This window comes from Streptomyces sp. NPDC007095 (genome assembly GCF_040634475.1).
Lineage (GTDB): Bacteria > Actinomycetota > Actinomycetes > Streptomycetales > Streptomycetaceae > Streptomyces.
The window spans coordinates 19,233-32,826 of sequence record NZ_JBEYFS010000133.1; the positions used below are offsets into that span (position 1 = coordinate 19,233).

Sequence of the window (13,594 nt, forward strand, 5' to 3'; positions counted from 1 at the left end):
GTCTCACGTGCTCGTGCCCGACGGGGCTCCTACCCGAGGAGCGCGTCCGGCTTGCCCTTGCTGCGCGGGCGTTCCTCGACCATCTTGCCCCACACGATCATGCGGTACTTGCTGGTGAATTCCGGCGTGCAGGTGGTCAGTGTGATGTAGCGGCCCGGCGCCGTGAAACCGGACCCCTGGGGGATCGGGTCCAGCACCTTCGTGTTCGACGGGGACGTCACCGGCAGGATCGACGTCATCTTGTAGACGAAGTAGTCGTCCTGGGTCTCGACCACGATGGAGTCACCGGGCTTGAGCCGGTTGATGTACCGGAACGGTTCTCCGTGCGTGTTGCGGTGCCCCGCGAGCCCGAAGTTGCCCGTCTTCGCGTCCGGCATCGCCGTCTTCAGGGATCCCTCGCCGTAGTGGCCCACCATCCCGCGGTCGAGCACCTTCGTCTTGCTGGTGCCCTCGGCGATCGGAGCGACCACGTCCAGCTTCGGGATGTGCAGGATGGCGAAACCCTGTCCCGGCTCGAACGTCCCCGGACTCCGCTTGCCGCTCGCCCAGTCCTCCTGGAGGTGGTGCGCGGCACTGCCGGCCTGCTGATGCGCCCGTACGTTCGACCACCACAACTGGTAGGTCACGAACAGCAGCATCAGGACACCTGTGGTGATGAACACCTCGCCGATCACCCGGCTGACGAGGACGGCCGCACCGGGCTTCTGCTCGCGCGCCGCCCGCCGGGCATCCATGCGGCTCCGCGGGGCCTCAGCGGCCTTCTCCGCCGACTCCACCGACTCCTGGGCACCCTGGGGCTCTTGAGGCTCTTGAGTCCCTCCGTGGCGCCCGTGGCCGTTGCGACGGGCCGCCTTGCGCCGCGCCGCGCGACCCCCGGGCGCCGGTATCCCCTCGTTCGCGGCCCCGCCCGCCAGCTCCTCCGCCCGGCGCCGCGCCTCGGAGACCTCCGACGCCCGCAACGCCACGGTCTCGTCGTCCAGCTTCGGAGCCGCGCCGACCGGATCGGCGTACATGGGCATGGGTCTGGTGAGCGGTTGGAGCGGTTGGCCGTACGCGGGAGCCGGAGCGGGGGCGGGAACCGGGGCCGCCGGGTCCACGAACGGCTGTCGTACGTCCGCGTAAGCGCCCGGTGCGCCCTGCGCGGCCTGGACACCCCCCGGCGCCCCCTGCCAGTCCCGCGCGTACCCCTCGGGGCCGTCCACGGCGTACTGGTGCTGCCCGGACCAGTCCGGCCCGCCCCCGAACCCGCTCTCCGACACGGCGGCGGGCGGTACGTCCACGGGCGGCGGGGCGGCGTGTCGCCCAGCGGACCCCCGGGCCTGCGAGGGGCCCGGCAGCGGATCGGTGAGCGGATCCGCGAGCTGCTCGACCGCGGCCTCGAACGCGCCGGGTCCCCCGTACGGCTGCTGCCCGTACGAGGACCCGTCGTCTCCGGTGTCGCCGTAGGCGGCGCCGGACTCGCGCTCGGGGCGCAGGGCGGTCACGCCGTGGCCCTGCCCACCACCGGGGCGAGCCCCACCGACCTCGCCACGGCACCCTGGTCGCCGCATTCCACCAGCCAGTTGGCGAGCATCCGGTGACCGTGCTCGGTCAGCACCGACTCGGGATGGAACTGCACACCCTCGACCGGGAGTTCACGGTGGCGCAGTCCCATGATGATCCCGTCGTGGGTACGGGCGGTGACCTCCAGCTCGGCCGGCACGGTCTCCGGCTCGGCGGCCAGCGAGTGGTAGCGGGTCGCGGTGAAGGGGGACGGCAGTCCGGCGAAGACGCCTCTGCCCTCGTGCTCCACCAGCGACGTCTTGCCGTGCAGCAGCTCGGGCGCCCGGTCCACGACACCGCCGTACGCCACCTGCATCGACTGCATGCCGAGGCAGACACCGAAGACGGGGACGCCCGTGTCCGCACAGTGCCGGACCATGTCGACGCAGACGCCGGCCTGCTCGGGAGCGCCGGGGCCGGGCGACAGCAGTACGCCGTCGAATCCGTCCTGGGCGTGCGCGGTCGAGACCTCGTCGTTGCGCAGCACCTCGCACTCGGCGCCGAGCTGGTACAGGTACTGGACCAGGTTGAAGACGAAGCTGTCGTAGTTGTCGACGACGAGGATCCGCGCGCTCACTGGTTGTTCACCGTCACATCGTTGAAGGGGAGCAGCGGTTCGGCCCACGGGAAGACGTACTGGAAGAGTACGTAGACCACCGCGAGAACGAGCACGAGTGAGATCAGCGCCTTCACCCATGCGTTTCCCGGCAGATGCCGCCAGATGAAGCCGTACATGCTGTCCCTTCCGTCGCATCACGGCACCAGAGCCACGCCCTACACCATCGGACCCACGCCGTACGGAACCAGACTAACGGCGTAGTGCCTGAGGTTTCCCGGCCTCCACGGGCTGCGTGGAATCCAGGTGTGCCCAGACGATCAGCCGGTGGCTGTGTCCCCACTCCGGATCGCACGTGGTCAGCGTGAGATAGCGGCCCGGAGCCGTGTACCCGGACTTACGTGGCACAGGATCGATCACCTCAACGTCCGTAGGCACTGTTTTGTATGGGCCTTTGTCGATCCGATACGTGAACCAGGTCGTCCCGTCGGTCAGCACCACCGCGTCCCCCCTGCGCAGCTGGGGAAAGTCCTTGAACGGGTCGCCGTACGTGCGCCGGTGCCCCGCGACGGCGAAGTTCCCCACCTGCCCGAGCTGGGCCGTCCCCCGGTAGTGTCCGAGCCCCTTCTGCAGGACGCTCGTGCCGGTGCCTTCGAGCACGGGCTTGTTCCACGTGAAACCAAGACGTGGGATGTACATCACCGCGAAGGGCTTGCCGTAGGCGTAGGGGCCCGGGGCCTTCGGGCTCTCGGTCGTTTTCGCCGCCGGCGTCTTCGGGTTCCCGGTTGCCGGGCTGGTCGGGGGCGCCTTCGACTGCTGTGCGACCGATCCCTTCGACCACTGCTTCTGGAGCTGGTCGATCTGGTGGTTCATCTCGCTGTCGGCCTTCACGCCCGTCCAGAACAGGACGTAGACCACGAAGAGCACGATGAGCGTGCCGACGGTGATGCACAGTTCGCTCACTGTCCGGACGAGCACTCGCACCGACACGGGACCCCCAGCGGCAGCTGCTTCAGCCACTACTCCACAGGTTTTGCGTAGTGGAGATCCACTGTGCCCGAGTAGCCGGGAAGAGTCACCGTTCCGTTCTCCTCGACTTTCCAGCCGAGCCCGTAGACGTTGACGTACACCATGTAGTTCTGGATCGCCGCAGAGTCGGCGAGGGCCTTCTGGAGCTTCTGGGGGTCACCGATCGCGGTGATCTTGTACGGGGGCGAGTAGACCCGGCCCTGGAGGATCAGGGTGTTGCCGACACAGCGCACGGCGCTGGTGGAGATCAGCCGCTGGTCCATCACCTTGATGCCCTGGGCGCCACCCAGCCACAGGGCGTTCACCACGGCCTGCAGGTCCTGCTGGTGGATGACCAGATAATCGGGCTGCGGCTCGGGGTAGCCAGGCAGCTTGGCCGTGGCGTTCGGCGGGGCGTCATTGAGGGTGACCGTGACGGCCTTGCCCTTGAGCTTCTGGGTGCCGGTGTTCTTCTCCAGCGCGGCGAGCTTGGCGGTGTCGGCCTTGCTGCCGCCGTTCTCCCGCCCGGCGAGCGTGTCGACCTCGTCGCGCAGGACGCCGTTCGACTCGTCCAGCGACGCGTTCTTGTGGCTGCGCTCCTGAATGAGGTCGGAGAGCTTCAGCATGGACGCGTCCGTGCGGATATTGGTGCCCTTGGCCGTGTTGAAGCTGGTGAAGAAGATCAGCCCGGCGAGCGCGAAGACGGCGACGGTGAGTACACGTACGGGCCGGAAACGGCGCGTAACGGCAGGACTGGAACCCGTCCCGGGGGAGTCGGCAGAATTGCTCAACGTACCCTTATCTCCTTCGGCGCCGCGGAAGCACTACGCTAACGGACGCCCGGGGGAGCGCTCAGTGTCCCCTTGTACGCTGCCCCGGAGCCCGCCCCAGTTCCCTGCGCGGCCACGCAGCGCATCGACAGGAGAGACCCTCGTGCCGAAGTCACGTATCCGCAAGAAGGCCGACTACACGCCGCCCCCGGCGAAGCAGGCGACCAACATCAAGCTGACCAGCCGCGGCTGGGTCGCACCGGTCATGCTGGCCATGTTCCTCATCGGCCTCGCCTGGATCGTCATCTTCTACGTGACGGACGGATCGCTGCCCATCGACGCCCTCGGCAACTGGAACATCGTGGTCGGCTTCGGCTTCATCGCGGCGGGATTCGGCGTCTCCACGCAGTGGAAGTAGCTCTGCCCAGGGTTATCCACTGAGTTATCCACAAGAGTTTTCCACAGGTGGAAAAAGAACGACGATCTGTGGATAACTCATCGGGGGTTGACGCCGGTGTGACTGACCTACTGGGATCCGCAAACCTGTTCGCCCCCTGTCCGACCTGCGAAAACTCGGGTCAGTGACAGGGGGCACAGCTGTTCCCACACAGCGTGCACAAGATCCGCCACGATCTGTGGACAACACCGCTCCCCAGGGCTTCTCAGGTGAGCCGAGCGGTGCCTCAGGTGAGCTGAGCCGTCCTGACCAGCGTCACGACGACCACCAGGGCCAGGACCACAGCGCTCACCCCGTACTGGATCAGGGTCCGCCGGTCGCGCGGAGCGTGGACCATGGCGTAGCCGACGACGACGCCGGCGACGAGTCCGCCGATGTGGGCCTGCCAGGCGATGTTGCTCCACCCGAAGGTGAAGATCAGGTTGATCACCAGCAGGGCGATCACGGGGCGCATGTCGTAGTTGAGCCGGCGCATCAGGACGGCGGTCGCGCCGAAGAGGCCGAAGATGGCGCCGGAGGCGCCCAGCGAGGGCTGGTTCGGCGCGGCGACGAGGTAGGTCAGCGCGCTGCCCGCGAGGCCCGAGACGAAGTAGAGGGTGAGATAGCGGGCACGGCCGAGGGCCGCTTCCAGGGGGCCGCCGATCCACCACAGGCTGAGCATGTTGAACAGGATGTGGACATAGCTGCCGTGCAGGAACATCGCCGTCAGCATTCGGTACCACTGGCCCTCGGCGACGCCCTCGACCGAGCCGAGCAGCGGGACGTACGCGCGGCTGATGAGGTCGAAGCGGTCGGTGAAGCGGTCGCCCACCGACAGCTGCACCAGGAAGACGGCGAGGTTGAGCCCGATCAGGACCTTGGTGAGGAGCCGGGGGTCCGCGGTGACGGTGCCGCCCGCGAGGGTGCGGGGCTGCGAGGCCGACGGCGCGTGGCCCGTACCGGAGCCGGCGCGGACGCACTCGGGGCACTGGAAGCCCACGGAGGCACTGATCATGCACTCGGGGCAGATGGGGCGCTCGCAGCGGGTGCAGCGCACGCCGGTTTCACGATCCGGATGCCGGTAGCAGGTGGGCAGGGCCTGGGCGTCCTGATGTCCCTGGTCCTGCGGGCCCTGCGGGTTGCCTGGCGCCTGGTCCATGGGGTCCCCTCAATCCGGTCGTACGCACTGCACCGCCCCGCCCATCCTTACGGATGAGCGGGGCGTTTGGTTCCCTGCGGGAGTCTTCGGGACCTTCGGGTCCTCGGATCTCAGCCCTCGCGGGTCTCAGACCTTGCGGATCTCAGACCTTGCGGGTCTCAGCCCTCGCGGGTCTCAGACCTTGCGGATCTCAGACCTTGCGGGACTCAGCCCTTGCGGGACTCGACGACGACCGACTCGATGACGACGTCGTTGACCGGACGGTCGGTGCGCGGGTTCGTCTGGGTGCTCGCGATGGCGTCCACGACCTTCTGGCTGGCCGCGCTGGTGACCTCGCCGAAGATGGTGTGCTTGCGGGTCAGCCAGGCCGTCGGGGAAACGGTGATGAAGAACTGCGAGCCGTTGGTACCGGGGCCGGCGTTGGCCATGGCCAGCAGGTACGGCTTGTCGAAGGCGAGCTCCGGGTGGAATTCGTCCTCGAACTGGTAACCGGGGCCGCCGGTGCCGTTGCCCAGCGGGTCACCGCCCTGGATCATGAATCCGCTGATCACCCGGTGGAAGACCGTGCCGTCGTAGAGCTTGTCGGTGGACTTCTCACCCGTCTCCGGGTTGATCCACTCACGCTCACCCGTGGCAAGCTCGACAAAGTTCCGGACCGTTTTGGGCGCGTGGTTCGGCAGGAGCCGGACTTCGATGTCGCCTTGGTTGGTCTTCAGGGTGGCGTAAAGCTGCTCGGCCACGATCTGCCTTCCGTTGCCTTCTTTTGACCCCCCGATCCTCGCACGGACAGGGCCATGCGTCGCCCGGCCACCACCTCCGAGCGAATATCCGCGGGCGCGCTCGCAGAAATCCCCTCGAGTCCTTGCGTGCACAGGGCGCGACGCGGCGATCCGTGGCATTGTCGGCGACAAGCTCCTGTTGCCCCGTATGCCCTATCTCGCATGCCTCGCGGCCCCTCGGGGGGCATGATCTCGAACAGGGTGGAAAGGTGAACTGTGCCTTTTTGGGGTACCCGAACGCTCACGTACGCCACCGAGGAGGAGGAAAACCCGTGACCCGCATTGACAGCGTGCGCGCCGCGACCGGCTCGGCGAAGGACAGCGTGCTGCACGCCGCGGAAGTGGTGGCGCCTTACGCCGACACGGCCAAGGACCGGGCCTCGTACTACGCGAACGAGGCACTCGTACGGCTCGCACCCAAGGTGTCGCTGGCCGCCGAGCAGGCCCGGGTCCAGTACGGCGCCCATCTCGCGCCGCGCCTGGAGCAGGCCCGTACACATGTGCCGCCGAAGGTCGACCAGGCCGCCGTCCGTACCCGCCAGGCGGCCGTGCAAGCCGCCGAGTACACCAAGCCGAGGATCGAGCAGGCGGTGGCCGCGGCTCAGCCTGTGCGTGAGGAGGCCACGGCACGCGGTGTGGCGGCGATCGCCGCGCTGCGCGGACAGGTCTCGCCTCAGGAGATCCAGAAACTGGTCCGCAAGCACGAGCGGCGCGCGAAGGCCGGCCGCGCCGCCAAGGGTCTGCTCGTTGTGGGGATTCTCGCGGCTGGCGCCTTCGCTGCCTGGAAGTGGTGGGACAAGCAGGCCAATCCCGACTGGCTGGTCGAGCCGCCCGCCGCGACCGAGGTGCCCGAGACGGGCCGTCTTTCCTCGGTCGACGGCACTGGCCTGTCCGACCTGGACCCCGAGGTCCAGGCCAAGCAGGCCGAGGAGGAGACGGACCGCGACGACCGCCGCTGACCCCGAACCAGGGAAACAGCCCTGAGCAAGGGCAACAACATCGCCGTGGGGCAGGAGACCCTCAAGTCTCCTGCCCCACGGCGATGTTTCACGTGGAACCGGCGGAACCGAACGACGGGCCGTGGGCGCGCAGCACGGAAACAAGCCGATTTACACCTTCCGCCACGATGACGTTTGCAACGGCCGATGCTCACAACATCCGCACAGACCCTCTTCACCGTGTGCATTGCAATGATTACGCATATCTGCTTGCAGCAGCTCACGCGAGGCTCCGGTGTCGGCTCGGACCGCCCCGGGCCACGTCGGCCGCCGGTGGGGCGACATCGAGACCCACCCGCAAGCCGGTCATTTGCGCAAACAACTGCAACGACTGCGAAGCCTGATGCGTGACCCAGGTCACCGAAAAACAAGAACCGGCCAGCCGCCGCGAAGGGCGTCTGACCGGTCCGTGATGTGGAGCCTAGGGGAGTCGAACCCCTGACATCTGCCATGCAAAGACAGCGCTCTACCAACTGAGCTAAGGCCCCGGAAGACAGGCGTCCGGCCGGTGGAATCGGGTACCGGAGGGCGCCGCAGACCAGAGTACCGGGTCACCCCCGGGATCTCGCAAAAAGATTGGGGGTCCCCGTGGGCGACCACTCTCCGTAAGATGCTCGACGTGGTTCGCTACAGCGAACCGCGGTATTTGGGGAAGCGATGGGGAGACGCAATGGACGCCGCACAGCAGGAAGCAACCGCAAGAGCTCAAGAGCTGCAGCGGAACTGGTACGGAGAGCCGTTGGGGGCGCTCTTCCGCAGGCTCATCGAGGATCTGGGCCTCAACCAGGCGCGTCTTGCCGGGGTGCTGGGACTTTCCGCGCCCATGCTGTCGCAGCTGATGAGCGGTCAGCGTGCCAAGATCGGCAATCCCGCGGTGGTCCAGCGCGTGCAGCTGTTGCAGGACCTGGCGGGGCAGGTCGCGGACGGCAGCGTCAGCGCCGCCGAGGCGACCGAGCGCATGGACGAGATCAAGAAGTCGCAAGGGGGCTCGGTGCTCAGCAACACCACGCAGTCGACGAGCAGTTCAGGTGCGCCCACGGTCAAGCGGGTGGTCCGCGAGATCCAGTCGTTGCTGCGCTCCGTGGCAGCCGCGGGAGACATCATCGACGCGGCCGACACCCTCGCCCCGACCCACCCGGAACTGGCAGAGTTCCTCCGGGTGTACGGCGCCGGCCGCACCTCCGACGCGGTCGCGCACTACCAGTCGCACCAGAGCTGAGCCGGCGGCCCGGCCGCCGCACACCCGGCGCCGGGGGCTCAGGACGCCGTCCGGTTCCGCACCTCGGGCCGCCGGGCGTCTCAACGGGGGGCCTGCGCCGGACCGACCGCCGAAGAGGAGCGACGCACGACCATGGGTGAGGTCTTCGCCGGACGCTACGAACTGGTCGACCCGATCGGCCACGGGGGAGTCGGTGCGGTCTGGCGCGCCTGGGACCAGCGGCGGCGCCGTTATGTGGCCGCCAAGGTGCTCCAGCAGAGCGACGCGCACGCGCTGCTGCGCTTCGTGCGGGAGCAGGCGCTGCGGATCGATCACCCCCATGTCCTCGCGCCCGCCAGCTGGGCCGCCGACGACGACAAGGTGCTGTTCACCATGGACCTGGTGGCCGGGGGCTCCCTGGTGCACCTGGTCAACGACTACGGCCCGCTGCCGCCCGCGTTCGTCTGCACCCTGCTCGACCAGCTCCTCTCGGGAGTCGCCGCGGTGCACGCGGAGGGCGTCGTGCACCGTGACATCAAGCCCGCCAACATCCTGCTCGAGGCGACAGGTACGGCCCGGCCACGGCTGCGGCTGTCCGACTTCGGCATCGCGATGCGACTGGGCGAGCCGCGGCTGACCGAGACCAACTACGTGGTCGGAACACCCGGTTACTTCGCTCCCGAGCAGATGATGGGCGCCGAGCCGGACTTCCCCGCCGATCTGTTCGCTGTCGGGCTGGTCGCCCTCTACCTGCTCGAAGGGGCCAGACCCGATGCCAAGGCCCTGATCGAGCACTTCGCGGTGAACGGCACACCGGCCGCTCCCCAGAGCATTCCCGAGCCGCTGTGGCAGGTCGTGGCCACGCTGCTGCAGCCGGACCCCCGGGCACGGTTCCGCACCGCGACCGGGGCACGCAAGGCGCTGGCCTCGGCCACCGAGCTGCTGCCGGAGCCCGGCCCCGACGACGAGTTGGTCGAGGTCTTCGACCAACTCGGTCCGCTTCCCCCGGGGTTCGGCCCGGAAGGGCCACTCAGGGCGACCACGCCACGCGTCGCGGAGGACCCGGCTTCGTGGTCCGGTTCTGCCTCCGGCACCGGCACCGACACCGGCACCGGCACCGAGTCCGCGACCGGCTCCAGCACCACTTCTGGCACCGCCTCCGACACCGGTGCCGGCCCGCACGACTCGGGGCCGTGGCGTCACGATTCCGGGGCGCTGTCCCGGGAGCCCGTCTCCGGGACCGCGTGGGCGGATCGTTCCTCCGAAGGCGTATGGCCTTCATCCGACTCGGGCGGCGTACGACCGGAGCCCGCCCCCGGCGCCGTACGACACGAGCCCGCCCCCAGTGCCGTACCGCCGCACCTCGCGCCCGACGCCACACCCCCGCAGCCGTCCACGATGTCGGACACCGGCAGCTTCCACCTGCCGCCACCGCAGCCACGGCCCCAGTCCTTCTGGCAGCACGATCAGCCCCCCACTCCGCCCACCTCGGTCGTGCTGCCGGTGCAGACCCCCACTCCTGCCCTGCCGTTCGACCACACGCCCGTGCAGCCGCCCTCCCCCGTGCGGCCCGCGAATCCGAGCGCCGCGACGCGTCAGCACGCGCAGCCCCGCCCCGGACCGCCCGCGAAGGTGGCCGTCCCGGTGCTGCTCCTCGCGCTGGCCTGTTTCGCGGTGGGCTTCTGGGCGCTGACCCAGATCTGACCTCCGGCACCCGTAAGCCCTGTCCCTCCTGTGGCCTACCAGCCGCGCGGCGTCGCCCGCCGTCGTGCGGCCACCGTCCACACCCCGAGGGCCAGCACCAGGACGGTCCCGGTGCCGATACCGCCCACGGCGACCAGCTTCATCGTGGTGCCGTCGTCGCTCCCGCCGCTTCCGGCAGGCACCATCCCACCGGTGGACGGCACGGAGTCACCGGTCGCGGAGTCGAACACGCCAGGCGGTACGGCCCGCCCCGCGTACGCCGGGCCGGTCTGCGCGGCGCCGTCCACCCGTACGCGCAGGGTCAGTCCGAACGGCCCGTCGCCGAACTTGTCGGCGACCTGCGCCGCGAGATGGACGACGAGGTAGTACGAGCCGGCGAACCGCATGCCGCCGGTCCGGTCGTTGAAGGCGTAGCGGTTGTCGTACTCGACGGGCGGCAGCGGATCCAGAGCGGCGGACCGCTGGCTGCCGTCGTATCCCGCGCCCGTGTCGGTGACGAGTCCGCGCACGGGGTTGTAGAGGGACATGACGAGAGCCGTGCCCACGAATCCCTCACCGCCGCTCGAACTGCCGAGTTCGGCGGTGGCGGAGAACTGCTGTCCCCAGTCGACCGGCACCTTGTAGAAGAGCGTCTGCCCGGGGCTGATCCCGTCCTTCCAGACTCCCTGTTCGAGGGCGCCGGCCGTGGTGAACCCCGCGCCGCCCCGGCGTGGCCGCGCGTCGCCCCGGAGGGCCTCGGGCGAGGCGGAGTTCCAGGTCTCAGGGGCACTGGTCGACCCCGCCTTCTTCAAGCGGGGTTCGGACACATAGTTCAGTTCGAGGTCCCAGGCGTCGGGGGAGGAGGGCGGGGAGGCCGAGGAGACGGGTGCCGCGGTGCGCTCGACGACCACGTAGTACGTTCCGGCCGTCTGGCAGGCGTACTTGCCGGGGCCGATCTCGCGCGACGCCCAGGCGGCGATGGGGTGGGGGCTCTGGGAGGGGCCGAAGTGGGCGGTCGTGGACGGGGAGCAACTGCCGCTGTTGCCGTCCTGTACGGAGACCTTGACGCCGTCGGAGTAGGCGACCGTGGCGCCGGGTCTGGGAACGGCGGTGGCGGCGATGTACGCGTTGGAGGTGGCGTCGAGCTCCAGGCGGTAGTAGAGCTTGCCGTCCTTGCCGAGAGAACTGCGGTACGTCCGGCCGGGCTCCAGCCGTACGGCGTCCGTGGTTCCCGTGGCGCCCTGGACCTTCGTGGCGTCCTGGGCGAAGGCGTACGGCTTCGGTGTACCGGTCTCGGCTGCCGTGGCGGGCCACACGGGCAGGGCCACCGTCGCGCACAGGATCGTCGCCACGATCGCGAGCGGCCGACCGCCGTGCCACCATGCCGTGAGCCGCCCCATCACGCGCCACCCCTCGTAGTAGCCCCGGACCGTGGCCCATCCTGCCCCGCCGGTCACGGAGCCACCCCCGCTATCCGCACAAGCGGCCGAAACCGCCTGCCCAGAGGGCCGATATCTTCACTTACGCAATCAATTCATTCGCTAAAGCGAACCCAAAGCGGGTGGGCAATACAAAACCCCGACCGCGAGGGCGGCCGGGGTCTGAATCTGAGACTGGTGTCGATTCTCACGAACCCGTGGGCACGGAGTCAGTCGCCTCCGTCCACAGATCCTGCTCGGCGCGATCCGCCTGGATCTGGCGGTACACGAGGAGCCCGCCGATGGCGGCCAGTGCGACCAGGAGAAGCTTCTTCACCGCGCGACCTCGTCTTTCGTTGACGTAGGGGACCTCTGGCGCCCGACTATACACACCGACCGATATCGATCGGTGACCTGCATCGACCCCCAACTGCCGCCCACCGGAGAGCAGTAGGAGCGGATCCGGCCGCTCCGGCCACGGTCGTATCGCAGGGTGATCACACCTCGCACACGGTGACTTTCGGCACCCTCTCGCGCCTTTCAGGCACTTTTCCGACCTCTTGCGCCCATCCGAGTGGTGTTGATCTGAACATCGACGCGCCACGGGCGTCGGTCCACCACTTCGCGGCCCACATACACATCATGAGGAAAGTACGCAAATCGCCTGACCCGAAAGTGAGGGGCCATGACCCAGAACAAGGTCATGAAGCTGTGGACCGCCATCGTCACCGCCTTCGTCGCGCTGTGCACGGCGCTCGGTTTCATCACGACCACCGCGGCCGCGGCCGTACCGCAGGCCGAAGCGACGCGCAACAGCACGGTCGCCGCGACAGTGCCGACGATCTCTCCCTGGGCCGGTCCACACAGCCGGGCCCTGCCCCCCACGATGAAGCAACGCATCCGCGCCGAGGCCCACGGCTCCTCACCGAGCTGCCGGCACCGCCCGCCGACCGAGGCCACCGAGGCCGCCCTCCTGGCCGACCTCGCATCGCTCTGCGCCCCTGAGGCCCACACCGAGCCCGAGACCCGCCTCCAGCGCTGACCGGCGCGGCTCCGCCCCACCCCCAGCCCCTCTCCCCTGACGTAGCGGCGAACTTGCGTACACCGCCACCCACAGATCCGAAGGCCCGGCACCTCGAAAGAGCTGCCGGGCCTTCGCCGTGTCCGGCACCTGGCCATGTCCGGCACCTCGTCGGCCCGGCCCGCACCGAGGAGTACGCGGCGTTGGCGCTTGGACGAAGTGGAGAAACCTGTAACAACTCCCGTGATTCCCAGCCAAGAGCGCGGAGTAGTGACACTGAGGCGGCACAGGGGACTGATGTCGGCCGTAAATGCCAAAGACCCCCGGGTGTGATCACCCGGGGGTCTCTTGGCTGGTGGGGCTAACAGGATTTGAACCTGTGGCCTCATCCTTATCAGGGATGCGCTCTAACCAACTGAGCTATAGCCCCGCCGCGCTTTGCGGTGTGTGTCCCGCGCGCTGACCTCTGAAGATTAGCGCACGACGCGGCCAGTCCCAAAATCGGTATCCCAGGCCTCCTGGCCGGGCCCGACGAGCTGCTGTTACTCGTCCTCGGCGAGGGTCAGCTCGATACCGCCGACGAAGCCCGCGGAGAGGTTGTAGATGAACGAGCCGAGCGTCGCGAGCGCCGTGGCGAGCACGACGTCGATGACCGCGATGATCGACGTGAACATCAGGACGTGCGGCAGGGAGAGGAACGACTGCAGGTCGAAGCCGTTCGACTCGTTCGAACCCGTAGCCTCGGAAATCGTGCCACCGACCGTCGAGAAGACGCCCATCGCGTCCAAAACCATCCACAGCACCGCCGCCGCCACGATCGTGCAGATGCCGAGCGCGATGGAGAGCAGGAAGCTGACCTTCATCACCGACCAGGGGTCGGTCTTGGCCACCCGCAGCCGCGCCTTGCGGGTGCGGGGCGCGGTGCGCGCTCCGGTCCGCGGCCGGCGTACGGCGCCGGACGGCGTCTGAGCCGGGTACGCCTGCGGCGGGTGGTACGGCTGCGCGGGCTGCTGCGGCTGCCGTTCC

15 protein-coding genes and 2 tRNA genes are annotated in these 13,594 nt (G+C 68.7%); 5 read left to right on the top strand and 12 right to left on the bottom strand.

Translation table 11 applies throughout. The features are described from left to right. Positions 1–29: 29 nt before the first annotated feature. The 5 genes from ABZ656_RS35820 to ABZ656_RS35840 all read right to left on the bottom strand — a co-directional run bounded on the left by ABZ656_RS35820 (position 30) and on the right by ABZ656_RS35840 (position 3,897). Positions 30–1,484, bottom strand: coding sequence for a class E sortase (locus tag ABZ656_RS35820; RefSeq protein ID WP_360273639.1), 1,455 nt, complete (start codon positions 1,482–1,484; stop codon positions 30–32). Further along, a complete protein-coding gene (locus tag ABZ656_RS35825) occupies positions 1,481–2,119 on the bottom strand; it encodes an aminodeoxychorismate/anthranilate synthase component II (protein WP_067376619.1) in 639 nt (212 codons plus the stop codon). Before ABZ656_RS35825 ends, ABZ656_RS35820 begins: the two co-directional genes overlap by 4 nt. Beyond that, the gene (locus ABZ656_RS35830; RefSeq protein WP_165854063.1) at positions 2,116–2,277 is read right to left on the bottom strand and encodes a hypothetical protein; all 162 of its coding nucleotides are present in this window, start codon (positions 2,275–2,277) and stop codon (positions 2,116–2,118) included. The genes ABZ656_RS35825 and ABZ656_RS35830 overlap by 4 nt, the downstream gene beginning before the upstream one ends. A gap of 73 nt (positions 2,278–2,350) precedes the next feature. Then, entirely contained in the window at positions 2,351–3,082 is a 732-nt protein-coding gene (locus ABZ656_RS35835) for a class E sortase (RefSeq protein WP_360273664.1), read from the bottom strand. 35 nt (positions 3,083–3,117) lie between these two features. Then, on the bottom strand, positions 3,118–3,897 hold the full coding sequence (locus ABZ656_RS35840) for a DUF881 domain-containing protein (protein ID WP_101399120.1): 780 nt from the start codon (positions 3,895–3,897) through the stop codon (positions 3,118–3,120). A 142-nt stretch (positions 3,898–4,039) separates the two neighbouring features. On the opposite strand from ABZ656_RS35840, the gene crgA reads away from it, so the two are divergent. Then, positions 4,040–4,294: a cell division protein CrgA gene (gene crgA, locus ABZ656_RS35845; RefSeq protein WP_054236413.1), complete on the top strand. Its 255-nt coding sequence runs from the start codon at positions 4,040–4,042 to the stop codon at positions 4,292–4,294. Positions 4,295–4,559: 265 nt separating this feature from the next. Here crgA and ABZ656_RS35850 read toward each other — a convergent pair whose 3' ends face one another. After that, positions 4,560–5,471 (bottom strand): rhomboid family intramembrane serine protease, encoded by a 912-nt coding sequence (locus tag ABZ656_RS35850; protein WP_360273645.1) that lies wholly within the window; start codon positions 5,469–5,471, stop codon positions 4,560–4,562. Between the two features lie 206 nt (positions 5,472–5,677). After that, positions 5,678–6,211, bottom strand: a complete 534-nt coding sequence (locus ABZ656_RS35855) for a peptidylprolyl isomerase (RefSeq protein WP_360273648.1) — start codon at positions 6,209–6,211, stop codon at positions 5,678–5,680. 311 nt (positions 6,212–6,522) lie between these two features. On the opposite strand from ABZ656_RS35855, the gene ABZ656_RS35860 reads away from it, so the two are divergent. After that, complete coding sequence (locus tag ABZ656_RS35860) at positions 6,523–7,209, top strand: DUF5324 family protein (RefSeq protein WP_101399114.1); 687 nt, start codon at positions 6,523–6,525, stop codon at positions 7,207–7,209. A 454-nt stretch (positions 7,210–7,663) separates the two neighbouring features. On the opposite strand, the gene ABZ656_RS35865 is transcribed toward ABZ656_RS35860, so the two are convergent. Further along, positions 7,664–7,736 (bottom strand) — tRNA-Ala (locus tag ABZ656_RS35865). 182 nt (positions 7,737–7,918) lie between these two features. Here ABZ656_RS35865 and ABZ656_RS35870 point away from each other — a divergent pair. Further along, positions 7,919–8,467, top strand: a complete 549-nt coding sequence (locus ABZ656_RS35870) for a DNA-binding protein (RefSeq protein WP_067376635.1) — start codon at positions 7,919–7,921, stop codon at positions 8,465–8,467. Between the two features lie 132 nt (positions 8,468–8,599). Continuing rightward, the gene (locus ABZ656_RS35875; protein WP_360273652.1) at positions 8,600–10,150 is read left to right on the top strand and encodes a protein kinase; all 1,551 of its coding nucleotides are present in this window, start codon (positions 8,600–8,602) and stop codon (positions 10,148–10,150) included. Between the two features lie 35 nt (positions 10,151–10,185). Here the strand turns inward: ABZ656_RS35875 and ABZ656_RS35880 are convergent, their stop codons facing one another. Next, positions 10,186–11,586 carry a hypothetical protein gene (locus tag ABZ656_RS35880; RefSeq protein WP_360273655.1) on the bottom strand — a complete coding sequence of 467 codons (1,401 nt, stop codon included), beginning with the start codon at positions 11,584–11,586 and terminating at the stop codon, positions 10,186–10,188. Between the two features lie 169 nt (positions 11,587–11,755). Then, complete coding sequence (locus tag ABZ656_RS35885; RefSeq protein ID WP_003999697.1) at positions 11,756–11,884, bottom strand: DLW-39 family protein; 129 nt, start codon at positions 11,882–11,884, stop codon at positions 11,756–11,758. Positions 11,885–12,232: 348 nt separating this feature from the next. Here ABZ656_RS35885 and ABZ656_RS35890 point away from each other — a divergent pair, with 348 nt between their 5' ends. After that, positions 12,233–12,589 (top strand): DUF6344 domain-containing protein, encoded by a 357-nt coding sequence (locus tag ABZ656_RS35890; RefSeq protein WP_101399108.1) that lies wholly within the window; start codon positions 12,233–12,235, stop codon positions 12,587–12,589. 332 nt (positions 12,590–12,921) lie between these two features. Here the strand turns inward: ABZ656_RS35890 and ABZ656_RS35895 are convergent. After that, positions 12,922–12,998: transfer RNA gene (locus ABZ656_RS35895), tRNA-Ile, on the bottom strand. Positions 12,999–13,110: 112 nt separating this feature from the next. Next, positions 13,111–13,594: DUF3566 domain-containing protein (locus ABZ656_RS35900; RefSeq protein ID WP_360273658.1), on the bottom strand; the 484-nt coding region annotated here is incomplete at its 5' end.

What these genes read in the sequence shown, in the direction of transcription:
- ABZ656_RS35890 (WP_101399108.1), top strand. Translation starts at nt 12,233, where the DNA reads ATGACCCAGAACAAGGTCATGAAGCTGTGGACCGCCATCGTCACCGCC.
- ABZ656_RS35870 (WP_067376635.1), top strand. Translation starts at nt 7,919, where the DNA reads ATGGACGCCGCACAGCAGGAAGCAACCGCAAGAGCTCAAGAGCTGCAG.
- ABZ656_RS35850 (WP_360273645.1), bottom strand. Translation starts at nt 5,471, where the DNA reads ATGGACCAGGCGCCAGGCAACCCGCAGGGCCCGCAGGACCAGGGACAT.
- ABZ656_RS35830 (WP_165854063.1), bottom strand. Translation starts at nt 2,277, where the DNA reads ATGTACGGCTTCATCTGGCGGCATCTGCCGGGAAACGCATGGGTGAAG.
- ABZ656_RS35875 (WP_360273652.1), top strand. Translation starts at nt 8,600, where the DNA reads ATGGGTGAGGTCTTCGCCGGACGCTACGAACTGGTCGACCCGATCGGC.